At 66.6% G+C, this 25,987-nt stretch carries 19 protein-coding genes; 11 read left to right on the top strand and 8 right to left on the bottom strand.

All coding sequences use genetic code 11. From position 1 onward, the window contains the following. The first annotated feature begins 84 nt into the window (after positions 1–84). From ABE543_RS13540 to ABE543_RS13510, 7 genes are all read left to right on the top strand, one after another. The gene (locus ABE543_RS13540) at positions 85–1,251 is read left to right on the top strand and encodes an HlyD family secretion protein (protein WP_065176210.1); all 1,167 of its coding nucleotides are present in this window, start codon (positions 85–87) and stop codon (positions 1,249–1,251) included. Then, positions 1,248–2,804 carry a DHA2 family efflux MFS transporter permease subunit gene (locus tag ABE543_RS13535; protein ID WP_346475784.1) on the top strand — a complete coding sequence of 519 codons (1,557 nt, stop codon included), beginning with the start codon at positions 1,248–1,250 and terminating at the stop codon, positions 2,802–2,804. Before ABE543_RS13540 ends, ABE543_RS13535 begins: the two co-directional genes overlap by 4 nt. After that, a complete protein-coding gene (locus tag ABE543_RS13530; protein WP_065181217.1) occupies positions 2,804–4,345 on the top strand; it encodes an efflux transporter outer membrane subunit in 1,542 nt (513 codons plus the stop codon). Before ABE543_RS13535 ends, ABE543_RS13530 begins: the two co-directional genes overlap by 1 nt. 164 nt (positions 4,346–4,509) lie before the next feature. Beyond that, a complete protein-coding gene (gene potA, locus ABE543_RS13525; protein WP_193395569.1) occupies positions 4,510–5,646 on the top strand; it encodes a polyamine ABC transporter ATP-binding protein in 1,137 nt (378 codons plus the stop codon). Next, a complete protein-coding gene (locus ABE543_RS13520; RefSeq protein WP_053516578.1) occupies positions 5,643–6,575 on the top strand; it encodes an ABC transporter permease subunit in 933 nt (310 codons plus the stop codon). The genes potA and ABE543_RS13520 overlap by 4 nt, the downstream gene beginning before the upstream one ends. Next, positions 6,572–7,414 carry an ABC transporter permease subunit gene (locus ABE543_RS13515; protein ID WP_005415928.1) on the top strand — a complete coding sequence of 281 codons (843 nt, stop codon included), beginning with the start codon at positions 6,572–6,574 and terminating at the stop codon, positions 7,412–7,414. The genes ABE543_RS13520 and ABE543_RS13515 overlap by 4 nt, the downstream gene beginning before the upstream one ends. Before the next feature lie 63 nt (positions 7,415–7,477). Next, positions 7,478–8,842, top strand: a complete 1,365-nt coding sequence (locus ABE543_RS13510) for an NAD-dependent succinate-semialdehyde dehydrogenase (RefSeq protein WP_111185697.1) — start codon at positions 7,478–7,480, stop codon at positions 8,840–8,842. 57 nt (positions 8,843–8,899) lie between these two features. On the opposite strand, the gene ABE543_RS13505 is transcribed toward ABE543_RS13510, so the two are convergent. The 6 genes from ABE543_RS13505 to ABE543_RS13480 all read right to left on the bottom strand — a co-directional run bounded on the left by ABE543_RS13505 (position 8,900) and on the right by ABE543_RS13480 (position 14,188). Continuing rightward, positions 8,900–9,922 (bottom strand): magnesium and cobalt transport protein CorA, encoded by a 1,023-nt coding sequence (locus tag ABE543_RS13505; protein WP_053516581.1) that lies wholly within the window; start codon positions 9,920–9,922, stop codon positions 8,900–8,902. A gap of 6 nt (positions 9,923–9,928) precedes the next feature. Further along, positions 9,929–11,158, bottom strand: a complete 1,230-nt coding sequence (locus tag ABE543_RS13500; protein ID WP_053516582.1) for a DUF4105 domain-containing protein — start codon at positions 11,156–11,158, stop codon at positions 9,929–9,931. Beyond that, the gene (locus ABE543_RS13495) at positions 11,155–12,036 is read right to left on the bottom strand and encodes a transporter associated domain-containing protein (protein ID WP_053516583.1); all 882 of its coding nucleotides are present in this window, start codon (positions 12,034–12,036) and stop codon (positions 11,155–11,157) included. Before ABE543_RS13495 ends, ABE543_RS13500 begins: the two co-directional genes overlap by 4 nt. A gap of 64 nt (positions 12,037–12,100) precedes the next feature. Then, the gene (locus tag ABE543_RS13490) at positions 12,101–12,655 is read right to left on the bottom strand and encodes a hypothetical protein (RefSeq protein WP_053516584.1); all 555 of its coding nucleotides are present in this window, start codon (positions 12,653–12,655) and stop codon (positions 12,101–12,103) included. A 64-nt stretch (positions 12,656–12,719) separates the two neighbouring features. Further along, positions 12,720–13,205: an rRNA maturation RNase YbeY gene (gene ybeY / locus ABE543_RS13485; protein WP_053516586.1), complete on the bottom strand. Its 486-nt coding sequence runs from the start codon at positions 13,203–13,205 to the stop codon at positions 12,720–12,722. Further along, positions 13,202–14,188: a PhoH family protein gene (locus tag ABE543_RS13480; RefSeq protein ID WP_053516587.1), complete on the bottom strand. Its 987-nt coding sequence runs from the start codon at positions 14,186–14,188 to the stop codon at positions 13,202–13,204. Before ABE543_RS13480 ends, ybeY begins: the two co-directional genes overlap by 4 nt. A 297-nt stretch (positions 14,189–14,485) precedes the next feature. Between ABE543_RS13480 and ABE543_RS13475 the strand changes: the two genes are divergently transcribed. The 3 genes from ABE543_RS13475 to ABE543_RS13465 are packed head-to-tail and all read left to right on the top strand — an operon-like array spanning position 14,486 to position 22,529. Next, a complete protein-coding gene (locus ABE543_RS13475; protein WP_346475783.1) occupies positions 14,486–17,665 on the top strand; it encodes a type VI secretion system Vgr family protein in 3,180 nt (1,059 codons plus the stop codon). A 2-nt stretch (positions 17,666–17,667) separates the two neighbouring features. Further along, the gene (locus ABE543_RS13470; protein ID WP_346475782.1) at positions 17,668–20,976 is read left to right on the top strand and encodes a phospholipase D-like domain-containing protein; all 3,309 of its coding nucleotides are present in this window, start codon (positions 17,668–17,670) and stop codon (positions 20,974–20,976) included. After that, positions 20,973–22,529, top strand: a complete 1,557-nt coding sequence (locus ABE543_RS13465) for a hypothetical protein (RefSeq protein WP_346475781.1) — start codon at positions 20,973–20,975, stop codon at positions 22,527–22,529. The genes ABE543_RS13470 and ABE543_RS13465 overlap by 4 nt, the downstream gene beginning before the upstream one ends. Before the next feature lie 245 nt (positions 22,530–22,774). Here the strand turns inward: ABE543_RS13465 and miaB are convergent, their stop codons facing one another. Next, positions 22,775–24,196: a tRNA (N6-isopentenyl adenosine(37)-C2)-methylthiotransferase MiaB gene (miaB, locus tag ABE543_RS13460; protein WP_065176220.1), complete on the bottom strand. Its 1,422-nt coding sequence runs from the start codon at positions 24,194–24,196 to the stop codon at positions 22,775–22,777. 133 nt (positions 24,197–24,329) lie between these two features. Continuing rightward, entirely contained in the window at positions 24,330–24,950 is a 621-nt protein-coding gene (locus ABE543_RS13455; RefSeq protein ID WP_346475780.1) for a glutathione S-transferase, read from the bottom strand. A gap of 81 nt (positions 24,951–25,031) precedes the next feature. Here ABE543_RS13455 and ABE543_RS13450 point away from each other — a divergent pair. Continuing rightward, a partial coding sequence (locus tag ABE543_RS13450; protein WP_346475779.1) for a WYL domain-containing protein occupies positions 25,032–25,987 on the top strand: 956 nt, incomplete at its 3' end.

Here is a 25,987-nt window from a genome sequence, read left to right as displayed (position 1 = left end):
CCAATGGCCTCCGTTTCTTTTTCACCTTGCCTCCGCATCGCTTCCCCTACCGTCCCGTATGGCACCGACCACCGCCTTCAGACAATGACCGAACAGCCCCAGCGCGCCGACGCCGCCCCTGACGAAACGCCTTCCACCGAGGACAAGCCCTCGCCGCTGAAGAACCCCAAGGTGCGCTGGACGCTGGCCATCATCGGCGTCGTCGTGGTCATCGCCCTGGTTGCCTGGCTGATCTACCACCTGCTGGTCGGCCGCTACCTGCAGGACACCAACAACGCCTATCTGCAGGCCGACGCTGTCGCGGTCGCTCCGCGCATCAACGGTTACGTCACCGAAGTGCTGGTGCAGGACAACCAGTGGGTCAAGGCCGGCGAACCGCTGCTGCGCATCGACCCGCGCACCTACCGTGCCACGCTGGACCAGGCCGAGGCCGTGATCGCCGTGCGCGAAGCCGACATCGCCGCTGCTGCCGCTGGGGTGCAGGGCCAGCAGTCCAGCCTGCTGCAGGCACGGACCCAGCTCACCGCGGCCGCCGCCTCGCTGCGTTTCGGCCGGTCAGAGCTGGCGCGCTTCACCCCGCTGGCGGCCAGTGGTGCGGACACCCATGAACACGTTGAAAGCCTGCGCCACGATGTCGAGCGCGCCCAGGCCCAGTACGATGCGGCCAAGGCACAGATCCAGGGCGCGCAGAGCCAGATCGAAGCCAGCCAGGCCCAGCTCGAGCAGGCCCAGGCCGGACTGAAGCAGGCGCAGGCCGACGCTGCGCAGGCCAGAGTGGCGTTTGAGGACACCGAGCTGCGCGCGCGCATCGATGGCCGTGTCGGCAACAAGACCGTGCAGGTCGGCCAGTTTGTTGCTGCCGGTACCCGCACCATGACCATCGTGCCGGTTGCTTCGCTGTACCTCGTTGCCAACTTCAAGGAAACCCAGGTGGGGCTGATGCGCGCCGGCCAGGCGGCCGAAATCAAGGTCGATGCGTTGCCAGGCACCCCATTGCGCGGCACGGTGGAGAGCATTTCGCCGGGTACCGGCTCGCAGTTCGCGCTGCTGCCGCCACAGAACGCCACCGGCAACTTCACCAAGGTCGTGCAGCGCGTGCCGGTGCGCATCCGGGTGGACGCAGGTGCTGAAGCACGCAAGGTGCTGGTGCCGGGCATGTCGGTGGAAGTGACCGTCGATACCCGCAATGCAAAGGATGCGCGCGAGCGCACCCAGGACGAGGCCGAGGCCATGGCCGCGCCGGCGCGATGAACGCCACCCGTGCCCACGCAGCACCTGTCGCCGGAGGCAAGGCGGATGCCGCGGCCTGGCTGGCCGTGGCGGCCGGCACCATCGGTTCGTTCATGGCTACGCTGGACATCTCCATCGTCAACGCCGCGTTGCCCACCATCCAGGGCGAAGTGGGCGCCAGCGGCACCGAAGGCACCTGGATCTCCACAGCCTTCCTTGTCTCGGAAATCGTGATGATTCCGCTGACCGGCTGGTTCGTGCGCACGCTGGGCCTGCGCACTTTCCTGCTGATCTGCGCCACGCTGTTCACTGCGTTCTCGGTGATGTGCGGCCTGGCCGAATCCTTGCCGATGATGATCGCCGGACGGGTAGGGCAGGGTTTTGCCGGTGGTGCGCTGATCCCGACCGCGCTGACCATCGTCGGCACGCGGCTGCCGCAGAAGCAGCAGCCGCTGGGTACGGCGCTGTTCGGCATGACCGTCATCCTGGGCCCGGTGATCGGCCCCTTGCTGGGCGGCTGGTTGACCGAGAACGTCAGCTGGCACTACGCGTTCTTCATCAACGTGCCGATCTGCGCCGGCCTGGTTGCCCTGCTGCTGCTCGGCCTTCCGCATGAAACGTCTGATTGGGGTGGGCTGCTGCGCGCGGACTGGCTGGGCATCGTCGGCATGACCGCCGGCCTGTCCGCGCTTACCGTGGTGCTGGAAGACGGCCAGCGCGAGCGCTGGTTCGAATCGACGATGATCGTGGTTCTCAGCATCGTCTCGGTGCTGGGCTTCGCGCTGCTCGCGCTTTCGCAGTTCACCAGCAAGGCGCCGGTCATCCGCCTCAACATCCTGTTCCAGCGCAGTTTCGGCGCGGTGTTCGTGATGGTGATGGCGGTGGGCATGATCCTGTTCGGGGTCATGTACATGATCCCGCAGTTCCTGGCGATCATCGCCGGCTACAACACCGAGCAGGCCGGCTATGTGCTGCTGCTGGCCGGCCTGCCGACCATCCTGCTGATGCCGTTGATGCCGAAGATGCTGGAAACGGTCGACGTACGCATCATGGTGTTCGGCGGCATGCTGTGCTTCGCCGCTGCCTGCTTCGTCAATCTGGGGCTGACTCCGGACAGCATCGGCCCGCACTTCGTCATAGGCCAGCTGCTGCAGGGCTGTGGGCTGGCGCTGGCGATGATGGCGTTGAACCAGGCGGCCATCACCTCGGTGCCGCGCGAGTACACCAGCGATGCGTCCGGCCTGTTCAACGCCGCGCGCAATCTCGGCGGCTCGATCGGGCTGGCCATCATTTCCACCTTCCAGGAACGCCGCACCACCCTGCACATCGATGCGATCAGCAGCAGCGTTACCGCAAACTCGACCATCGCCCAGGACGCGCTGCATGCCTACGGCCAGCAGCTGGGCGACGCCACCCAGGCGATGGCCGTGCTGGCGCAGACGGTGCAGATGCAGGCGATGGTGATGGCCTACAACGACCTGTTCTGGATCTTCGGCCTGATCGTGGTGGCCACCCTGCCGCTGGTCTTCCTGCTCAAGCCCCTGCCCAAGGGCGTTCCATTGGCGATGCACTGATGACTTCGACGACCTTGCCCGTTTCCCCCCTTCTGCGCCGGCTGTGCCCGGCCACCCTGCCGCTGCTGCTGGCGGGCTGCATGGTGGGGCCGGATTACGTGAAACCGGACGTGGCCACGGTCGCTACCGCGCAGGCGCAGCTCCCACGCGCGGCGCAGGCCGGCGTGCAGCCTGCCAGCCCGCCCAGCCAGTGGTGGCGCGCGCTCAACGATCCGCTGCTGGACCAGCTGGTGGACGAGGCGCTGCGCAACAGCCCCAACCTGCGCGCAGCCCAGGCCAAGCTGCTGGCCTCGCGCGCGCTGCAGCGCCAGCGCCGCGCCGAGCAGCTGCCCAGCGTGGGCGCGGCGGCGGGCTACGCCAACATCAAGGCACCGGATTCGCTGGAAAACAGCGTGCGCGGTCTGGGCGAGAACATCGCCGGGGTGGCCGAGGCCAACGGCCGTCCGCAGGAGGCGGCGCAGCTGCGCCAGCAGTTCGCCGATATCGATCTGGACACCGAGCTGTACGTGGCCGGCTTCGACGCCAGTTGGGAACTGGACCTGTTCGGCCGCCGACGCCGCGCGGCCGAGCAGGCCGCCGCCGAAGCCGAGGCCAACGCCGCAGCACTGGCCGATGCGCAGGTGCAGCTTGCCGCGGAACTGACCCAGGTCTACCTCGGCTACCGCAGCAGCCGCGAGCGTATCGCCCTGGCCGAGCACAACCTCCGAGCCGCCGATGAAAGCCTGCAGCTGACCCGTCAACGTCGCCAACGCGGTGCGGATTCGGACCTGCAGGTGGAGCGCGCGCAGGCCCAGCTGCAACAGCAGCAGGCTGCGCTGCCGCCGCTACAGGCACAGGCCGACGAAGCCCGAGATGTGCTGGCCCTGATGGTAGGCCGCGAGCCGGGGGCGCTGGATGCACGGTTGGCGGCAGACCAGCCGCTGCCGGTGCTGCCGGCCAGCGTCCCGGTGGACGATGCGGGCGCGTTGATCCAGCGCCGGCCGGATGTGCGCAAGGCTGAGCGCGAGCTGGCGGCATCCTCGGCGCAGATCGGCCAGGCGATCTCGGCGTATTTTCCGCAGGTGACCCTGCTGGGCAGCATCGGCGCGGGCGCCACCTCGGTTTCCGACCTGGGGCGGGATTCAGCCGCCACCATCGTCGCCCCGTTCCTGCGCTGGTCGCTGTTCGACTTCGGCGTGAACAAGGCCCGTGTGGCCCAGGCTCGGGCCGGCAATGAGGCCCGGTTGGCGGCCTACGAGGGCACGGTGCTGGCTGCACTGCAGGATGCCAACACCGCGTTGGCGCGCTTCGGTGCGGCCCGGCAGCAACTGCAGGCCAGTGTCCGCGCCGAGGCTTCGGCGGACCGTTCGCTGGCGTTGATGAGCCAGCGTCGACAGGCGGGTGCCACCTCGCAGATCGATCTGCTGGACGTACAGCGCCAGCGGCTGCAGGCGCAGGATGCCGCCGCCCAGGCGCGGCTGCAGTTGCTGGTGCGGTATGTGGCGCTGCAGAAGAGCCTGGGGCTGGGCTGGCAGGAGGCACCGCCGGTGGCTGTTCGCTGATCCTCTCCGCCGGGCAAGGCCCCGCGCTACCGGAGCCAGGCCATGCGGGTAGCGCCGGGCCATGCCCGGCGGGCAACGGCCGCTCGCCATTCCCCGTCATACCGTCATCGCCCCCTGGCCGGTAGAATGGCGCCCGCTGTCCACCGCCCGCTCCCGGAGCCCCCATGCCCGTTGAAGCCCAGCCGGAAGCCGCCGCCGTTGATTCGGTGAGTGCGCCCGGCTATCTCTCCATTCGTGACCTGCGCAAGGAATTCGACGGTTTCGTCGCCGTCGACGACGTCAATCTGGATGTGCGCAAGGGCGAGATCTTTGCCCTGCTGGGCGGCTCCGGCAGCGGCAAATCCACCCTGCTGCGCTGCCTGGGCGGCTTCGAGACACCCACCAAGGGCAGTATCACCCTTGATGGGCAGCGTCTGGACGCCTTGCCGCCCTATCAGCGGCCGGTCAACATGATGTTCCAGTCCTACGCCCTGTTCCCGCACATGACGGTCGAGCAGAACATCGCGTTCGGCCTCAAGCAGGACGGGCTGGGCAAGGATGCGATCGGCAGGCGCGTCGGCGAAATGCTGGAGCTGGTGCAGATGGGCCACCTCGGCAAGCGCAAGCCGCATCAGCTGTCCGGCGGACAGCAGCAGCGCGTGGCGCTGGCACGCTCGTTGGCCAAGGGCCCCAAGCTGCTGCTGCTGGATGAGCCGATGGGTGCACTGGACAAGAAGCTGCGCTCGCAGATGCAGCTGGAACTGGTCAGCATCATCGAATCGTCGGGCGTGACCTGCGTGATGGTCACCCACGACCAGGAAGAAGCGATGACCATGGCCACCCGCATCGCGGTGATGGATGCGGGCTGGATCCAGCAGGTCGGCAAGCCGGACGAAGTGTACGAGCAGCCGGCCAACCGGTTCGTCGCCGAGTTCATCGGCTCGGTGAACCTGTTCGACGGCGTGATCGACGAGGACCTGCCGGAGTATGTGACCGTACGATCGCCGCTGTTCCCGGCGCCGATCTACATCGCCCATGGCATCACTGGATATGAAGGGCAGCCGGTCGCATTCGCGCTGCGCCCGGAAAAGGTGATGATCGGCAAGGACGAGCCGGAAGGGCACACCAACAAGGCACAGGGTGTGATCGAGGACATCGCCTACTTCGGCAGTCACTCGGTCTACCACGTGCGCCTTCCCAGTGGAGCCAAGGTGCTGGCCAACTTCGCCAATTCGCAGCGCTGGGCCAGCGATGGCCTGACCTGGGGTGACAGCGTGTGGGTGCACTGGCGCGACAATGACGGCGTGGTGCTGACCTCATGAGTGTCGCCGGGCTGAAGCGCTGGCTGCCGGGACTGCGCGCCACGGTGATCGGTGTTCCGTATCTGTGGCTGCTGCTGTTCTTCGCAGTGCCCTTCCTGATCGTGTTGATGATCAGCTTCTCGCACAGCCGTGTCGGCTCGCCGCCGTACACCTGGCTGCTGCAGTACGTGGACGGCGGGTTCTCGCTCAAGCTCAACCTCGAGAACTATCTGGCGCTGTTCCGCGATTCGATCTACGCCCAGGCGTTCCTGAGTTCCATCAAGATCGCAGCGATCTCCACCTTCCTGACCCTGCTGATCGGCTACCCGATGGCCTATGCCATCGCCCGGCTGTCGCCGGCGGCGCGCAACGTGGCGATGATGCTGGTGGTGTTGCCGTCGTGGACCTCGTTCCTGATCCGCGTGTACGCGTGGAAGGCGATCCTGGACCGCAACGGCCTGCTCGACCAGTTCCTGCAGTTCACCGGTCTGCAGACGCTGATGACCGGCATGGGGCTGCCCAGGCTGCAGCTGATCGATACGCCGACCGCGGCCTATATCGGTATCGTCTACTGCTATCTGCCATTCATGGTGCTGCCGCTGTACGCCAACCTGGTCAAGCATGACCACCGCCTGCTGGAGGCGGCCTACGATCTCGGTGCGAAGCCGTGGCAGGCCTTCCTGCGCATCACCCTGCCGCTGTCCAGGGCCGGCATCATCGCCGGCTGCATGCTGGTGATGATTCCGGCGGTCGGCGAGTTCGTCATCCCTGAGATGCTCGGCGGATCGGAGACGTTGATGGTTGGCCGGCAGCTGTGGAACGAGTTCTTCAACAACCGCAACTGGCCGGGCGCCTCGGCGATGGCGGTGGCGATGATCCTGCTGCTGCTGGTGCCGATCCTGCTGTTCAACCGTTCCCAGCAGCGCCTGCTGGAAGGGAAGCAGGCATGAGCCCGCGTACCGCCAAGGGCCTGGGTCTGGGCGTGCTGCTGCTCGGCTTCGCCTTCCTGTACCTGCCGATCCTGCTGTTGATGTTCTATTCGTTCAACAGTTCGCGGCTGGCGATGGTGTGGGCGGGCTTCTCCACCCGCGCCTACAGCGATCTGTTCGCCGACCGTGCACTGATGGACGCGATGTGGACCAGCCTGGTGGTGGCGTTCTGGACCGCCTGCACCGCCACGGTGCTCGGTACGCTGGCGGCCATGGTGATGACCCGATTCAAGCGTTTCCGCGGCAAGCCGCTGTTCGGCGCGCTGGTCACCGCGCCGCTGGTGATGCCGGACGTGATCCTGGGTTTCTCGCTGATGGCGCTGCTGGCCTCGATGGGGGCCATTCCGGGCTTCCCGGCGCGTGGACTGGCGACCATCTGGATCGCCCACGTCACCTTCACTCTGTGCTTCGTCACCGTGGTGGTGTCTTCGCGCCTGCAGGAAATGGATCTGTCGCTGGAAGAAGCGGCGATGGACCTGGGGGCCAGCCGGCTGACCGTGTTCACCCGCATCACGCTGCCGATCATCGCCCCAGCACTGGTAGCGGGCTGGCTGCTGGCCTTCACGCTGTCGCTGGATGACGTGGTGGTGGCCAGCTTCGTCGCCACGCCGGGCTCGACAACACTGCCGATGAAGGTCTTCGCTTCGGTCCGCATGGGCATCAGCCCGAAGATCAATGCGCTGGCCACGCTGCTGGTATCGGCGGTGTCGATCGCGGCGGTGATCGGCTGGTACATCAACGCGCGCGCCGAGAAGCGGCGCCAGCGCGACCTGCAGCTGGCCCGGCAGGACAACGGCTGATCCGGCAACGCGCGGCTCACGGGCAAGGGCGCACACTGGGGATCTGCCTGAAGGAGATCCCCCATGACTGTCGAGATCATCGATCCCACCACCGGCCAGGTGACCTACCGCCATGAACTGATGGGCGCTGCCGACGTCGAGCAGCGCCTGCAGGCCGCTGCCGACGCATTCCCGGGCTGGGCCGCACGTTCGCTGCAGGAGCGGGGTGCCGTCCTGCGAGGGATCGCCGCGCAGCTGCGCACGCGGCGTGACGAGCTGCAGCAGGCGATGACGCACGAGATGGGCAAGCTGAAGGCCGAGGCATTGGCCGAGGTCGACAAATGCGCGGCGGCCTGCGAGTACTACGCCGATCACGCCGCCGACTACCTCAAGCCCCAGCTGATCGATACCGAGGCACAGCGCAGCTACGTGCGCTACGAGCCGATCGGCTGCGTGTTCGCGGTGATGCCATGGAACTTCCCGGTCTGGCAGGTGTTCCGCTTCCTTGCGCCTGCCTTCATGGCCGGCAACGTGGCGCTGCTCAAGCACGCCAGCAACGTGCCCCAGTGTGCGGACCTGATCCTGGCGGTGTGCCGCGACGGTGGCCTGCCGGCCGGTGTGTTCGACGTTCTGCACATCGACAACGACCAGGCAGCCGAGGTGCTGCGCGATGCGCGGGTGAAGGCGGTGACGCTGACCGGCAGCGAGCGCGCAGGGCGTTCGATCGCGTCCAATGCGGGCAGCCAGCTGAAGAAGTCGGTGATGGAGCTGGGGGGCAGCGACGCCTTCGTGGTGCTGGACGATGCCGACCTCGACAAGACCGTGGCGGCCGCAGTGAAGTCACGCTTCGACAACAGTGGGCAGACCTGTATCGCTGCCAAGCGCTTCATCGTGGTGGAGCGCGTGGCCGATGAATTCACCCGCCGCTTCGTCGAGGCGGCTGGTCAGCGCCGGTATGGCGACCCCAGCGAGCGCGAGACCACGCTGGCACCGATGGCCCGCGCGGACCTGCGCGACGAGCTGCACAAGCAGGTGCGGGCGAGTGTGGCCAAGGGGGCGCGGGTGCTGCTGGGCGGCGAGCCGATCGCGGGCACGCATGCCGGCTATCCGGCCACCGTGCTGGACCAGGTCGGGCCGGGCATGCCCGCCTACGACGAGGAACTGTTTGGGCCGGTGGCTGCGGTGATCCGGGTCAAGGATGAAGAGGAAGCGCTGCGCGTGGCCAACGACACCCGCTTCGGGCTGGGCGGCAGTGTCTGGACCGGTGACCCGGTGCGTGGCGAGTCCTTCGCCCAGCGCATGGAATGCGGTGCGGCCTTCGTCAATGCCATCGTCAAGAGTGACGCGCGGCTGCCGTTCGGCGGCAGCAAACAGTCAGGCTTCGGCCGCGAACTGGCGGACCATGGCATCCATGAGTTCATGAACATCAAGACTGTCTACGTGGCCTGATGATGCATTCCGTGTGCCACGTTAAAGAAGCAGCCGAGCCCGAGCCTGGGCTCGGCTCTACAACCACCGCGCGCGCTTGAACAACCGGTACAGGCCCACGCAGACACCGCCCACGCCGACGATCATCAGCGGGTATGCCCATGGCTGGCTCAACTCCGGCATGTGACTGAAGTTCATGCCGTACCAGCTCGTGATCAGTGTTGGCGCCGCCAGCAGGGCCGCCCACGCACCCAGCCGCTTTACGGTTTCGCCCTGCGCCAGCGTCACCAGCGAGAGGTTCACGCTCAGTGCGGTACCCAGCATCTCGCGCAGGGTATCGATCACGTCGCTGATGCGCACCGCATGGTCATGCACGTCGCGCACGTAGAGCTTCACTTCGTCCGGAATCAATTCGCCCTGGTAGCGGCGCAGCTGCGCCAGCACGTCCTGCAAGGGGGCCACGGCCATCCGCATCTTGTTCAACTCGCGCTTGAGCTCGTACAGGCGCACCACGGTGCTGCGCTTGTAGCTCTCGGCGAAGATGTCCTTCTCCAGCAGCTCCAGCGTGTCGCGGAAGCGGTTGGTGATCGGCAGGTAGTTGTCGACCACGAAGTCGGTGACGGCATACAGGCAATACGACGGACCCATCTTCAGCAGCTGCGGCTCGCGTTCCACCCGGGCACGCACTGGCGCATACGACAGCGAAGCGCCGTGGCGCACGGTCACCAGGAAACGCGGCCCGAGGAAGGCGTGGGTTTCACCGTACTGGATGCGCTCATCGACCATCTGCGCGGTGGTCATCACCACAAACAGCGAGTTGCCGTAGGCTTCCACCTTCGGCCGCTGGTGCGCATTGCGCGCGTCCTCGATCGCCAGGTCGTGCAGGCAGAACTCCTCCTGCAGCTTCAGCAGCACGTCTTCATTGGGGTCGAACAGGCCGACCCAGACGAAGCCGTTGCCGCTGGCGATGACGTCGCTGATGGCGTCCAGGCTGATGTCATGGCGGACGCCCTGCTCATCGTAGTGGACGCAGTTGATGACGCAGGCGGGATTGGCCGAAGCAGGTGCGGCAGCGGAGGCGGGCAGTGACATGCCCGCCATCGTGCGTCAGTGCCGCGTATCCGACAAGTGACGATCGCGCCCCAGCACCCAGGCCAGGGCCGCATGGATCGGCAGCAGCAGCACGATCCATTGCACGTTGTACTGTGCCTGCAGGCTCAGCCAGTGCAGGACCAGCGCGGCCAGGGCCTGCAGTGCCACCAGCCACAGCACGACCGTGAACATGCGGCCCGGCGGGCGACGGCGCAGCAGCCGGACCGCGCCCGGCAGCAGCAGCACGCACAACGGCGAAAGCAGCAGCAGGTTGCGGTTGGCCCAGGCGGCGTAATGGGTGCTGAAGCCCCAGAGGAACACCAGCAGGCCACCTGCGACGGCACACAGCAGCCACAACGGCAGTCCCAGTCCGGCCAGCAGGCGCGGCCGGTTGCGCAACGCCAGCACGCCGGCAGCGATGGCCAGGCCGCACAGCAGCCACGGCCACCAGCGGCGCGGGAATTCCTTGGGCTCCGGATCGATGCGGTGCGGCAGCAGTTCCTGCTCGGACTGCACCAGCGGACGACCGTCGCTGTTGCGCGCCTGGCGCAGGGCATCGGCCAGGCGCATCGGCACGAACGCTTCCTGCCAGCGTGACAGCGGCTGATCGGCGAACGGGCCCAGGCCCACGTCGAAGCCCAGCCACATCCACGGCGCGGGCGAGGCCAGGCGGACCGATTCGCTGCGGTAGGTATTGCCGCGCGAGCGTCCGGACAGCTGCGCATGCAGTCCACCACCCAGCGCCTTGTCCAGCGTGTCGCGCACCATCGTCGCGCAGTTGGCGGTGTAGTAGTCGTAGTGGTAGCGCGCGTTCTCCGGCCTGGCCCGCTCGGCCAGGTCGGCGGCCAGTGCGCGCGCCTGGTCCGGGCGCAGATCCAGCCACTGCACGCTCGCTCCGCGGCCGGTCTCGTCGTAGTACGACAGGTCCTGCTGAAGGGGCAGCGCCACCAGGTAATACATCATGTCGCCACGCACGAAACGACCGATGAAGTCATCCTCGGACGGATCGAAGTAGCCGAAATTGTACGACGTTGCTTCACCACTGGCCGGATCGAGTACCACGATGGCGTCATGACCGAAACGCTCGAAGAACACCGTGCCGGGCTGCATCGTCACCACGCCGATGCGCGGCGCCGGGGTTCCGGCGACTGTAGCCGTCGCCTGCGCGAAGGCGATGGCAGGCACGGCCGTGGCCAGCATGCACAGTGCCAGCCACAGGGTGAGGACCAGCCCGCGCCGCTTCAAGCGTCGTCCTGCGCGTCCGGTGGCAGCACCGTCACGTGGAAGGCCTGTACCCGGCGCGCATCGGCACGCGCGACACGGAACATGAAGCGGTCCAGCGCCAGTTCGTCTCCGATCTCCGGAAGGTGACCGACCGCTTCCGTGACGAGGCCGCCGATGGTGTCGTAGTCCTCGTCGGAGAACGTGGCACCGAAGCGCTCGTTGAAATCCCCGATCGGGGTCAGGGCATCGACCACGTACTGGCCGTCGGCCTGGATCGCGATCTGTGCCGACGGGTCCTCGGCTTCGTCGTGCTCGTCATCGATGTCGCCGACGATCTGTTCCAGCACGTCCTCGATGGTGACCAGGCCGGCGACGCCGCCGTACTCGTCGACCACGATGGCCATGTGGTTGCGCGACAGGCGGAACTCCTTCAGCAGCACGTTGAGCTTCTTCGCTTCAGGAATCAGCACCGCCGGGCGCAGCAGTTCGCGTACGTTGGCCGGGCCGTGGTCGGCAACCACGCCGCGCAGCAGGTCCTTGGCCAGCAGGATGCCGAGGATGTCGTCCTTGTTCTCGCCATGCACCGGGAAGCGCGAATGGCCGGATTCGACCACCTGCTTCATCAGTTCCAGGAAGGGCGCTTCGACCGGCAGCGAGACCATCTGCGAACGCGAGATCATCACGTCGCCCACGGTCAGCTCGGCCACCGAAATGGCGCCTTCCATCATCTTCAGGGTATCGGCGGCGATCAGACCTTCTTCCTGCGCGGTGTGCAGGACAGCGACCAGCTCGTCGCGGGTATGGGGTTCGCCGGAGAATGCGGACGTCAGGCGTTCCAGCCAGCCGCGCTTCTTTTCACTGTGCTCCTGCAGGGAGCTACTACTGTCGTCTTCAGACATCTCTGGAAAAAGGGCACCCGGCATGCCGGGCGTTGGCGCCAGTCTAGCAGGATGTAGCGGCCTGTCAGCGCCCCCCGCTGCCGGGGCCGGTGATCGGGGGCGGCGCCAGTTCAGGCCGGGACGCCGGTGCTTCGGGCAGGTCCAGGCTGTAGGTGCAGCCGGCCAGCGTCCGGCCCGGGTGGGAGGCCACCGTTGAGACACTGAGGATGATCGACTCGATCTGCGCCTCGCCGGTGGTCGGGTCGGTCACGTCACGGCTGACCAGTTCGCGCCCCGCCATGAACTTGCCGTCCTGGTCGTATCCGGTCTCCAGCCCGAGCCGCCTGGCCAGTGGCCGGGGGTCGGCCTCATCGAGGATGGCCATGATGCTGGCACCGGCCATCGCGACCCGGTCCGTGCGGGTGCCGAACACCGTGATGGGCTGCGCCAGACGGTACTCGCTCAGGAACCGGTTGCCCTGCGGCAGGGGTTGCAGGCCGCTGGCGACCGCTTTCAGCGGGTCGGCCAGCAGCGGTGCCAGCGCGGCATGGGCGGCCACGTCCTGGCGGCATTCGATCAGTGCCGGCAGGTCCAGCGGAGCGGCGGACGCAGAGGTGGCAAGCAGCAGGGGCAGGAACACAGCGGCACTCCGTGGTGGCGCCGAGCCTGGGCTCGGCTGCCTTCCGGTCAGGGGGGCGGCGGGCTCAGCGCTCGCCGGCGTAAGGGTCGGCGATGCCGAGCTCGGCCAGGATCTCGCGTTCCAGCTGCTCCATCGCCTCGGCTTCCTTGTCGTCTTCGTGATCCCAGCCGAGCAGGTGCAGCACGCCGTGCACGGTGAGGTGCGCATAGTGGGCGTTGAGCGCCTTGCCCTGCTCACCGGCCTCGCGCTCGACCACCGGGGCACAGATCACCAGGTCGCCCAGCAGCGGGAACTTCACGCCCTTGGGCAGGCCTTCGGGCACTTCGGCCGGGAAGCTGAGCACATTGGTGGCGTAGTCCTTGCCGCGGTAGTGGCGGTTCAGCGACTGCCCCTCCTTGGCATCGACCACGCGGATCGCCAGGTCGGCTTCGCGGATCCGCCCCTTCAGGGCCGCGGCAACCCACCTGCGGAAGCTCACCGCGGCCGGCAGTCCGGCGCGGGGCAGGGCGTAACTGACGGCGACGTCCAGCCGTACGGGACCACGGGTCATGATGTCGCTCCGGGTTGGATCTGATGCAGGTCGCGGCGGTCGTAGGCACTGACGATGCGGGCCACCAGCGGATGGCGGACGACGTCGCGCGATTCGAAGAAGGTGAAGCTCACGCCCTCGACATCGCGCAGCACGTCGATGGCATCGCGCAGGCCCGATTTCAGGTGCTTGGGCAGGTCGGTCTGGGTCAGGTCGCCGGTGACCACGGCGGTGGAGCCGAAGCCCAGCCGGGTCAGGAACATCTTCATCTGCTCGATGGTGGTGTTCTGCGCCTCGTCCAGGATCACGAACGCGTCGTTGAGCGTGCGGCCACGCATGTACGCCAGCGGTGCGATCTCGATGACGTTCTTCTCCAGCAGCTTGACCACCTTCTCCACGCCCATCATTTCGTACAGGGCGTCGTACAGCGGCCGCAGGTAGGGGTCGACCTTCTGGGTCAGGTCGCCGGGCAGGAAGCCGAGCTTCTCGCCGGCCTCGACCGCAGGCCGCACCAGGATCAGGCGCTGCACGCGCGACTCGTTCAGCGCTTCCACCGCGCTGGCCACGGCCAGGAAGGTCTTGCCGGTACCGGCCGGGCCGATGCCGAAGTTGATGTCATGGGTGGCGATCTGGTGCAGGTAGCGGCCCTGGTTGGCGCCGCGACCGCGCACGGTGCCACGCTTGACCCGGATCGCCACGTCCTGTGCTTCGTACGAGCGTTCGGCGATCTGCTCCACGTTGGCCTGGGCCAGGCGCAGGTGGATGGCGTGGTTGTCGAAGGTGGTCTCGCCGGCTTCGGCGTACAGGGCCTCGATCAGCTTCTGCGCTTCCACGCTGGCTTCCTTCGGTCCACTGATGCGGAACACGAAGCCGCGATTGGCGATCTCCACGCCGAGTTTCAGTTCGATCTGTCGCAAATGGCCGTCGAACGGGCCGCACAGGTTGGCCAGGCGCGCGTTGTCTTCCGGCGACAGGGTGAAGTCTCGATGCTCGATGTTTTTCATTGCTGGAGGTGGGGCGGAAGCCTTCCACCACAGTGTCTTCAAGGGGAAACAAGGGTAGCGCGCGGGGGCGCACACGGCCAGTACGGGGGCTGCGACGCGGTTTTCCACACGGGGTGTGGATCGGGCCTGCGGGAACCTGTGGATAGACGTTCGCAATGCTTGTGCCACAAGCTTCCTGCGCCGGTGGTGAAAAAAGCGTCACGGCCGGGTGGGGAACGGAAACCGGAAGCAGCGGTGGCCACGGGAAGGTTCACAGGCATTGAGCGTCGGGGCGGAGCGCCCGGCCAGGGAGGGGGCATGGATGTTTCACATACGGCAGCTGCGCACGCGCCGCTGGCGGGGCTCGGGTCGAACGGGCAACTGCATCGGCTGCAGGCTGAGGGCCTGCCTCCCTTGTTCGTCGAACAGTGGTGGGGCCACGAAAGCCTGGTCAACGGTTTCGATTACTGGGTAGATGCCGTGCACCCGGATGCGGGCCTGTCATGCGCAGACTGGCCGGGACTGAGCGCCGCGCTGGTCACCTGCCTCGATGATGGCCAGGACCACCATCGCTGCGGCTACATCGCCGCCGCTCACCTCCTTGGCGCAGACGGCGGTCTGGCGCGCTATCGGCTGCATCTCGTGCCATGGACGTGGTTCCTGCGGCATGCGCGGCGCAGCCGTGTCCATCAGCAGCGGACCGTGCGGGACATCGTCGAGGACGTGTTCGGCACGCACAGCGGACTGGCCCGCTGGCGCTGGAGCGATGATGCCCTGGCCGCTCTGGCCGCCGCCCCTGTGCGCGAGTGCTGCATCCAGTATCGGGAGCCGGACCTTGAGTTCGTGCAGCGGCTGTTGGCCGATGAAGGCATTGCGGGCACGTTCGAGAGCGACAGTAGCGGCGGATTGACGCTCGTGCTGTTCGCCGACAGCAGCGTGCAACCTGAGAATCCACAATCGGCCCGAGACGGCGGTATCCGTTTCCACCGTGACGACGCCACCGAGCGCGCAGATGCCCTGCAGCAGCTGGGCAGGTGGCGTCGGCTGGGCAGCAGCCGGCTCTCGCTTGTCACCGACGATGCCCCGGCGGCCACCGTCCGACATGTGCAGATGCCACTGCAGGACGCCGGGCACAGCCCGCGCGAGGTCTATGAGCCGGTGGGCACCCACGTCCTGGCTGGCGCCGATGAGGGGTATCGTCGCGTGCGGCGAGCAGCTGAAGCGCACGAGGCCGGCAGTGCAGGCTGGCTGGCGGCAGGCAGCGTACGCAGCCTGCAGGTCGGTCGCTTCATCCGCGTTCTGGCCGCGGGCGCTGGTTCGACGCCGAGCCTGCTGCCGACCGAACTACTGCATTACGGGTGCAATCCGCCGCCGATCACGCAGGGGGCGGAGCAACCACGCGCTGCGGCACCGGCCCGCTGGCTTGAGGCCGGTTCAGCCATACCCGGCGTGGCGCTGGAGACAACCGCGCCCCTGGGTTATGCCAATCGCTTCCGCGCCGTCGATCGGAATCGACCGTGGCGGCCCGTGCTGGCCGACGGCACCGGCGAACGCATCCACCCGCGGCCGCTCGCGCCAGGCCATCAGACCGCTACGGTGATCGCCGGCGATGGCCGTGATGATGCCGCTCTGTACGCCGATCACCTGGGCCGGGTACGGGTACGTCTGCATCTACAGGACGCCACAGATGCCGGTACGACCTGTTGGCTGCGGGTCGCGCAGCGCTACGCTGGACCGGGCGTCGGTGCACAGTTCCTGCCGCGTGTCGGCCAGGAGGTGCTGATCGGCTTTCTGGACGGGAACATCGATCAGCCCTTGGTGCTGGGCGCGCTGTACAACGGCCGTGGCGAGGCGGGCGTTGCGCGCACCCCGGCCGGAGCAGCGGCCGCAGACGAAAGCGGCGGCCTGTTCGGGCATGCCACCGACTCCCGCCCGAGCGCACAGGGCAATGCGGCCGGCGGCCATGCGCCTGTCTGGCACGCGATGGCGCCGGGGCAGGACCAGCACCGGCATGCCGGGGCGGTATGGGGCATCCAGTCACGGGAATGGTCCGGAACGGGTTACAACCGGCTGGCCTTCGATGATTCCGACGCACAGCTGCGCGTGCAGCTGGCCAGCAGCCACGCCAGCAGCGAGCTGAATCTTGGTCATCTGCTGCACATGGCTGACAACCATCGTGTTTCCCTGCGCGGAGAAGGCGCGGAACTGCGCACTGACGCGTGGGGCGCGCTGCGTGCCGAACGGGGCGTCTGGTTGACCGCGCGTGGCCACGCTGCGCTGTCACCCGCAGGCGAAGTGGCTGCGGCCGGCGCGCTGCTGCAGCAGGCCGCCCTCCTGGCCGCGTCCAGCCATGGCGCGGCTACGATGCACGGCACGGCTGGCTTGGACAGCCACGCAGTACGGGAGGACAGCACCGGCGTGGCAGGTCTGCAACGGGTTGCGCGGGCCAGTGTGACCGGACTTTCCTATGCGCAGGCCAGCGCCGATGAGGAGGGCCGCCCCGCGCCCGGCGATGTTCCGCATACCGGCCAGCCAACGCTGGGCCTGCATGGGCAGGCCGGTCTGATGATGGTGGCCGGGCAGGCACTGCACTGGGGCGGTGCCCGGAATGTGGCACTGTCCAGTGGCGGGCACACCGATGCCAACGTGGCCGGCGGTGCGCGCCTGCACGCGGCGCAGGCGGTGGGCATGCTGGCGGCCAGTGGCCGCAGCTTTGCCGGTGATGCGGCATTGACCATCGTCGCTGGGCAGGAGGTACTGGACATCCGGGCCCAGTCCGAAACGATCCACCTGCAGGCGCGCAGCACCGTGCGTGCAGCGAGCGGGCAAGGGGCTGTGGAGCTTGCCGCACCGCGCACCCTGCACATCGCCACCGCCGGTGGCGCCAGCATTACGCTGGAAGATGGCAACCTGGTGCTGGTCTGCCCCGGCACGGTGACCGTGCAGGCCGGGCAGCGCACCTTCGTCGGCCCGGCGCAGCTGACCCGTCCCCTGCCGGACATGCCGTCCAGCGCGCTGGACGGGCAGGTTCCGAAGCTTGCCTTCAGGCTGCAGGACATCCCGGGCCCACAGGGTGTGCCGCTGGGCGGGCAGCCCTGGAGGATCGTGCGCACGCACCGCTCCCTGGACGATGAGCAGCGTGACAGCGCCCTGCTGCCGGAACGCTGGGCCGAGACCCTGGCCGAAGGTGAGGCCGACGCACAGGGCGATGTCAGCCTGGACGATGCGCTGTGCGCGAAGATCTGGAGTGACGCAGGCCGCCATCCCGGCTGCCTGTTCCTGGTACACGGAATCGACGTGATCCCGCTGCAGCGGCCCCGGCCATACAGCAGCTCCCCGGGGGTGCGGGCAACCCTGGACACGCTGGAGGCGATCAACTATGGCAAGAGTCTGGCCGACCTGCCCGACGATGCCGCACTGCATGCCTACCGGCAGCGCGCCGAGTACGAGTTCCAGTCCCACATCGACGCCAGCCCGGCCCGGCGCAAGGAGATCTGATCATGGCAGACGCCAACGCATGGGGCAGGGTCGAGCGCGCCTCCCTCATCTGCAGGGATGGCCAGAAAGGCACGACCAGCGGCGACTACTACGCACCACCGGACCGTCAGTTCGCGCCGGTGCGGCACGGGAACCGCGTCGACGCGTTCACCGACGGGCGCTCGGCCATGAAGGCGATGGCCGATGCCATCCGCGGCGCGCAGAAATTCATCTTCATCGCCGACTGGCAGATGAACTTCGATACCGAGATGGACGCGCGCGGTGACGCGCACTCCGCGCGGCTGAGCGAGCTGCTGTTCGACGCTATCAACCAGCGCGGCGTGGATGTGCGGGTACTGCTCTACGACAGCGTGGAGGCGGCCGCCTACACCCACGAGAACGAGGTACGCACGGCGCTGTACAAGATGCAGGATGACAAGACGCCCGGGCAGATCCAGGTGGGCCTGCACAACCCGGCGACCGGCCGCGCTGATGCCTTCAACATCGCCTTCTCGCACCACCAGAAGATCCTGGTGGTGGACGGACGCATCGGCTTCGTCGGAGGACTCGACGTCGCCCATGGCCGTTGGGACGACGGCAACTTCGACGTGGTCTGCGACCCGACGCTGCACGTGATCAATGACCATTACAACAACTGCCTGAGCAAGTATCGGAGCATGACGGATGATGAGACGGAGCTCACGCTGGACAAGCCCGATACCAGCCCGGATGCGGCAGGCCGCGTCCGTCCCGGCTTCGCACAGGCGTATGTGCCCGGCATGGCCATCGCACTGGACCAGATGAAGGCGCAGTGGGATGCCGGTGCCGCGTTGGCGGAGCTGCAGGACTATGCAGACAAGCTGGGCGTACCCGAAGCACTTGAGCGCGAGGGCATCCGCAAGCTCGCCGAGTGGGTCATCCCCGGCATGGAGCAGGGCATGGCGGTCAAGCGCACCGTCGCACGCACGTTCCTGGCGATCCAGACGACACTGGAGGAGATCGGCAAGGAATATGCAGATGTCATTGCCGCGTCGAACCGTGCCGCCGATGAAGCCATCAAGCTGAATCCGGTCGAGGCGGCTGCCGCAGCAGGGCGTGCGGTGGCAGGCTTCCGCGCCATCCAGGCGAAGAAGTTCGGCAGCTGGCTCGACCAGCAAAAGAAGGACATCCGGGCGGCAGTGCTGCGCCCCTTCCAGACTGCAGAGAAAGCGGTCGGCTACCTGCTCGATCCGCGCAGCCTGCGCGCGGACATCGAAGGCAGACTCAGCGAAATAGAAGCAAAGATCGACAAGGCGAAGAAAGACTGGGAATCGCTGGTGCAGTGGATCAATACGCCGGTTGATCGCACCCAGCGACTGCTCGACAGTGGCCGCCAGCCTCGCATGCCCTGGCAGGACGTGCACGCGCCGATCGCGGGCCCGGCCGTATTCGATATCTGCAGCAACTTCATGCATCGCTGGAATGCCATGGTCTGGCAGAACCAGCGCGGTGACCGGACTGTCGGCTCGTGGGTACGCAAGGGGCTGAACACGGGTCTTCGCAAGACCAATGAATGGCTCGACACAGCGCTGCCCGAGCAGACCACCCTGGCGCGTGGCATGGAACTGACGCCATTGAGCGATCAGTGGCTGCAGTCCATGGGCGGCATGCAGGCGGTGTTCGGTGACCTGACGGTGCCGGGCACGGCGGGCAACGTCAGCGTGCAGATCGTGCGTTCCTCGGGCACCGCCCTGCATGCGCTGGAGAAGAAGGGGTGCAGGGAACTCGGCCTGAACCTGGACGACGCCAGCTGCCTGCAGCCGTACTGGGAGCGTGAACAGCCGATGCACTCCATTCTCGACGCGATGCTCAACTGCATCGCATCGGCCCGCGCCTACATCTATCTGGAGACGCAGTTCCTCATTTCCGATTGCGGCTGGTCCGACGCGGATCCGGGCAGCGTGGTGGAAACCGCAGTGAAGGGCGGGGAGCGGCGGGATGCGACGGATGCCGAAAAGGCGAAGCTTGGTCACGTGGGGCGCGGCGTGGGGATGAGCGGCCCGGTAGGCAGGGCCGGTATCGTGCAGGATGTGGTGGAACGCAGGCAGGGAGTGAAGTCGGCGGCCAGCAACCCGCTGGTGGCCGCCCTGGCCGCGCGCATCCGCCGCGCGATCCTGGCCCGGCAGGGCTTCCATGTGTACATCACCCTGCCGGTGCACCCGGAGGGCAGCCTGGCGGACGGTGCCGTGGTGAAGCAGCAGTACTGGGTGCAGCAGACCCTGCTGCGTGGTGACGACAGCCTGATCCGGCGCATCTGCCGATCATTGATCGCACGTGACAAGGACATCCGCGAGGCCAGCGTGGAGGAGGCCGACCTGCAGGCCGAGGTCAAGGCCGGGCGCTGGAAGGAATACCTGTCGGTGATGAATCTGCGCAGCTACGGCGTACTGGCCGAAACGCGCAGAAGCGATCATCTGCCGCCGCACACGATCGGCTCCGAGCATGGCCCCTCCCTGTATGTGGTGACTGAGCAGTGCTATGTGCATTCCAAGCTGCTGATCGTTGATGACGCGGTGGCGATCATCGGCAGCGCGAACTGCAATGACCGCAGTCTGCTGGGGACGGGCGATACCGAGATCGCCGCGGTGATCGTTGATGGCGAGGCGAAGCGGATGGATCTGGGCAACGGCGTGCAGGTAATAACCCGAACGTTTGCTCGGGAGCTGCGGTTGAAGTTGTGGAGGAAGTTTCTGGGGCAGGAGATTCAAAAGCTGCCCGAGAAGGGGAATCAGCACTTCGTGTTCTCTGAGTTGACCGAGGGCTACTACCCGTGGTTCAACAAAAACGTGCCAACCTTGACGGTGGACAGGCCAGCAAGTGCCGAGACGTGGAGAAGCATCAGAAATCTTGCCGATTCAAATTCCGTCGCTTATCAGCGAGTCTTCACCAATGTGCCCCGCGACTCGTTCCCTCGCTACGACGCCGTGCTTCATGGATTCCCTGCCGCAGGCCTGAGTGACAAAGGACACGTCAAACGCATCCTGTACGCGCAGCCGGCGGACCTGCAACCAGAGTTCATGCTGGAGCCAAGCGTTGTAAGCAACTACGTGACCGGTGCCGTGGGTCGGCACGATGCAGAAAGGGCGACAAGGATGCTGAGAGGCAATGAAGAGCGCAAGGGCATTCAGGGCTTCTGGGTCACCATGCCGCTGCTCTGGGGCAGCGGCATGGATGACCCTGCTGCCGCGATGCCGAAAGAGATCATTGCAGCCGCGCCTGTTCAGAGGGACAGGTCAACTGAACTGGCTTACTCCAGTCGGGAGGTCCCCGGGGAACAAGGAGAGCAGGTATGAGTGGTTATCAACTGTTGAGGGGATTCTTCGTTCTTGGTGGCCTGTGTGCCGTACAGACTGCGCCTGCCTATTGTGATTCGTCAAACGAGAAGAATGCGCCGATCTACGGCAATGAAGTAGTGCTCAAGTTCTCGCCGAGGGAGTTTGGTGGAGGGTCTGCAGTAGCCGCCAGTCTTGATCGTGTGAACGCGACTGCCCCCTTTGTGCGGATTGACATAAGCCCCCATGTCAGTGAGCTGCACAACAGGCCATTCAACTCGAGTGGTGGTTCGGTCTACTACCTGGAAAGAGGCGTTCAAGGGCAACGGATATGTCGCGCCGAGCAATGGAAGAGGCGAGAGTCCCAATTGATTGACGCACAGGCTCCTGAAAGCCTGCACCCTGCAGTCAGGCATGTGTATCCATATTTCGAGCTTTACAAGACGCAGGAGCTTGATTACGACGGGTCAGGTCAACTGACGTCGATTCATGCAACTGACGCCAAAGGGCATAGGGCGACAACCTTCTGTGCGCTCTATGATGGTGACGGTCGCATAGAAGTAGCGAATGAGAGCTCTGGGTTGATTGTCTCGGATAAGCCAGATTTTCAGTGTGCGCAGCTCCGCGATATGCCATCCCGCACTTCAACTCGATACTTCACTTATCGACCGGATGGATCGCGAGCTTCCGACGTAGTCAAGGAAGCCACGCGTAAGCCAGGTGAGAATCCCAATCGCGAGGACACCGGCTTTGGAACCGAGGCAACCGATGGTGCATGGACTGTGAGTGGCTTCATCAATGTCGACGATGCTGAATTGGGGCGGGTCGCGGGTATTCGCTTCCATGGCAGTGAAAAGCGCGGGCTTCGTGGTGTTGAAAGTGCTTCATTCTCCATGGCGCCGTCGGACGCCACGGCTGTCTTCGCGCAACGCAGCCAAGAGCCCACTAATAAGCTGAAATACAGGTTCCCCGGCGAGCGTGTGCCAGCAGAAATCGCCAAGGGGCTGTTCGAGGGGATCACCGACTACACCCGCGTCCGGGAGTACTACCATCGCTCGCATCGACGGATCTTCGAGGTCTTCGGACCGGGTGCCAAGCAGCCCCACGAACGCCAGTGGCGCACGCTGGATCTGAATCGCCAGGAAAACTACGACGCAAACGGCAGGCTCACGCGGGTGATCCTGTTCGGCCCGGTTCCCGGTAGTGGTGGCTACACCGAGAACCTGCGCGCATACGCAGAGAAGGGTGTGTTGAAGCTCACGCCGCTGACCAGCGGCTACAGCTCCTACCGCGTCTACGACTATGACGCAGCAGGCAACGAGACGCTCTCGTTCGTGTGCTGGCGCCATGAAGTCTCGACCAACAAGCCGTATGCCCATTTCCCCTGGTGGGAGCCCGATCCCCGTCCCAAGCGCAGTCGTGAAGCCGAACTGCAGTACGGCAGGACGCAGGTGGGCACACGCTGCGGGACGCCGGACGGCAGGATGATCATAGAGGGCATGGGACCGGTGAAGAAGCTGATGGAGACCCGGTACGGATTCGGGACGACGAAGCTGGGATTCCTGAGCGAGTAGCGCGGTGCGTCCTTCTGAGGCTCAGAGCAGACCCGCTAAGCGAAGGTTGCGGCCAGCAACGAGGCCCGGCGGGCTCGCCCCTGAGACCCACCGCTTTTCCACAATCACTGTGGAACGACGCGCAATCAACCTGTGGATAGGTGACGCAGAGCCTTCTGCACAGAGGGTATGCGTGGCGTGGTGAGAAAATCACCACGACTGCTGCGTGGGGGGCAAGCCGTACATGGCTTTCCCCACTCCGGCGATCAGCCTTCCGTCACCACCCGCCCGCGCAGCGAATTGGTCAATGCCTCGGTGATCACCACATCCACGAACTGACCGATCAGGCGTGCCGGCGCCGGGAAGTTCACCGAGCGCATGTTCTCGGTCTTGCCGGTCAGCTCGTTCGGGTTCTTCCGCGATGGGCCTTCCACCAGTACCGTCTGCACGGTGCCGACCATCTTTGCGGAAATGCCGGCGGCGTGCGCGTTGATGCGCTCCTGCAGGCGCGACAGCCGCGCGTGCTTCTCGGCATCGCTGAGCGTGTCTTCCAGGTCGGCGGCCGGAGTGCCCGGACGACGCGAATAGATGAAGGAGAAACTGTGGTCGAAGCCGATGTCCTCGATCAGTTTCATGGTCTTCTCGAAGTCCGCCTCGGTCTCGCCGGGGAAGCCGACGATGAAGTCCGAACTGATCGAGATGTCGGGGCGTACCGCGCGCAGCTTACGGATCTTCGACTTGAACTCCAGCGCGGTGTAGCCGCGCTTCATCGCCGACAGGACGCGGTCGCTGCCGGCCTGCACCGGCAGATGCAGGAAGTTGGCCAGCTGCGGCACATCGCGGAACGCGTCCACCAGCGAGTCGCTGAACTCCAGCGGGTGAGAGGTGGTGAAGCGGATGCGGCCGACGCCATCGATCTCGGCGATGGTGCGGATCAACAGGCCCAGATCGGCGAACTCGCCATCGCCATACGGGCCACGGTAGGCGTTGACGTTCTGGCCGAGCAGGTTGATCTCGCGTACGCCCTGCGCGGCCAGCTGTGCCACTTCCACCACCACGTCCTCGAATGGACGGCTGACTTCGGTGCCGCGGGTGTAGGGCACCACGCAGAACGAGCAGTACTTCGAGCAGCCTTCCATGATCGACACGAACGCCGACGCGCCTTCAGCGCGCGGCTCGGGCAGGCGGTCGAACTTCTCGATCTCCGGAAAGCTGATGTCCACCTGCGGTCGCTTCTGCTCGCGACGCGCTCGGATCAGCTCCGGCAACCGGTGCAGGGTCTGCGGGCCGAACACCAGGTCCACGAACGGCGCGCGCTTGATGATGGCCTCGCCCTCCTGCGAAGCGACACAGCCACCGACGCCGATGATGACCTCGCGGCCCTGGTTCTTCAGCCCCTTCCAGACGCCGAGCTGGCTGAACACCTTCTCCTGCGCCTTCTCGCGGATGGAACAGGTGTTGACCAGGATGACGTCGGCATCCTCCGGGGTGTCGGTCAGCACCAGGCCGTCGCTGGCGGCGAGCACGTCGGCCATCTTGGCCGAGTCGTACTCGTTCATCTGGCAACCGTGGGTCTTGATGTACAGCTTGCCCTTGATCTGCTCCGGCGTGCGCGGAGCGGAGGGCAGGGCAACGAGCGGGGTGCCGCCCGGCGTGGCGGGCGGAAAGACGTCTGGCGTCCCGGTCATGGCGCTTAATCCATTCGGGTGGCGGGAAAGCGGGCAATTCTACCCGCATCCTGCGCCTCCCGCCGCGGTGCACGCTCATGGGGCACGGCCCCTGCCGCGCCCGGTAGCGCCGGGCCGTGCCCGGCGGGCGCCCTTACGCCGCGATCAGCTCCGCGTCGATCTGCCGCGACCGGTCGAAGGCCGTCAGTCCGCCCATCCGGGCGATGTAGTCCGCCGTGGCGGGGGCGGGCTGCACCAGCCCGAAGTCGGTGGTCCATTTCAGGGCATTGCCCCACAGCACGTCGGCGGCGCTCATTTCCTCACCCAGCAGGTAAGGCCCCTGCGCCAGCTGCGCCTCGATCACCTGCAGTACGGTTTCCGCGTCGTTGTAGGGCGACATCGACTGCGGGGGCGGGTCGCGGCGCATCGCGCGGTCGATCATCGCCGGCTCGAAACAGGCGCCGTAGAACGCCATCCAGCGCAGGTAGGGGCCGCGCAGCGGCGAGCCGATCGGCGGCGCCAGGCCGGCTTCGGGGTAGAGATCGGCCAGGTACAGGTAGATCGCCACCTGCTCGGTCACCAGCGCGCCCTCATGGATGATCGCCGGCACTTTGCCCATCGGGTTGATGGCCAGGTAGGCCGGGGCCAGGTTGGCGCCGGCTTTCAGGTCCAGCACATGCAGGCGGTAGTCGGCACCCAGGGCTTCAAGCAGGGCCACGGCGCCGCTCGAGCGTGAACGGGCAGCGTGATAGAGGGTGATCTGGCGGGACGTCATGGCAGTGCTCCTTGCAGCAGAGGGGTGAACTGGGGCCCATGCTGGGGCACTATTGCGGACGACTTCTGTCCTCGATCCCTCATGCGCCATACCGCCCATCGCCTGCTCCGCCTGATCGCCCTGCTGCAGGCCCGCCGACAGTGGTCGGGGGCTGAGCTGGCCGAGCGCATGGGGGTGGACCGGCGCAGCATCCGCCGCGACATCGAGCGCCTTCGTGAGCTGGGCTATCCGGTCAGGGCATCGGCCGGGGTAGGGGGCGGCTATCAGTTGGGGGCGGGCGCACCGGTACTGCCGATGCTGCTGGACGAAGAGGAGGCGACGACCCTGGCCATCGCCCTGCGTGCGGCCTCGGCCACGGTGGCCGGCATCGACGAGACCGCGCGCGGTCTGCTGTCCAAGCTCGACCCACTGGTGCCGACCCGCCGCCGCCAGCAGGCCGGCGAGGTGCACGCCGCCACCGCGACGCTGTCGGATCTGCCTTCCACCGACGCACGTCTGCTGGGGCGCCTGGCCCAGCATTGCCGCCAGGCAACCCGGCTGGCCTTCGAGTACCGCAGCGCGCAGGACGCGGTGACCCAGCGCGAGGTCGAGGCCCAGCATCTGGTCAACTACGGACGTCGCTGGTACCTGCTGGCCTGGGATCTGGGCCGCCAGGACTGGCGCACGTTGCGGGTGGACCGGATGGGCGCGGTGCGCGCACTGGCCGAGCCCGGCCTGCATCGGCGCACGCCCGCACCGCCCGATGTGATGGTGCGGCAGGCGGTCAGCCAGGCGCCGTTCGCGCTGCAGGCGGTGCTGCGCCTGGCCGGCAGCCACACCGAGCTGGAAGGTCGCATTCCCCCCTGGTGTGGCGTGCTCGAAGCCGATGGTGCCGATCACTGCCTGCTGCGCATGGGCGCGGAAAGCCGCGGCATGATGCTGGCGCAGATTCTCAGCCTCGACCGGGTGCCGCTGGAGCTGTGGACCACGCCGCCGGGGGGGGGCGCGGGGAGGGGGGCGGGCCCGGGGGGGGGGGGGGGCGGGGCGGGGGGGGCGGA

Origin of the sequence: Stenotrophomonas sp. TWI169 (assembly GCF_039674705.1) — a bacterium.
Lineage (GTDB): Bacteria > Pseudomonadota > Gammaproteobacteria > Xanthomonadales > Xanthomonadaceae > Stenotrophomonas > Stenotrophomonas maltophilia_P.
The sequence above is the reverse complement of the archived record's forward strand: the minus strand, read 5'-3'. Positions and strand labels throughout refer to the sequence as shown.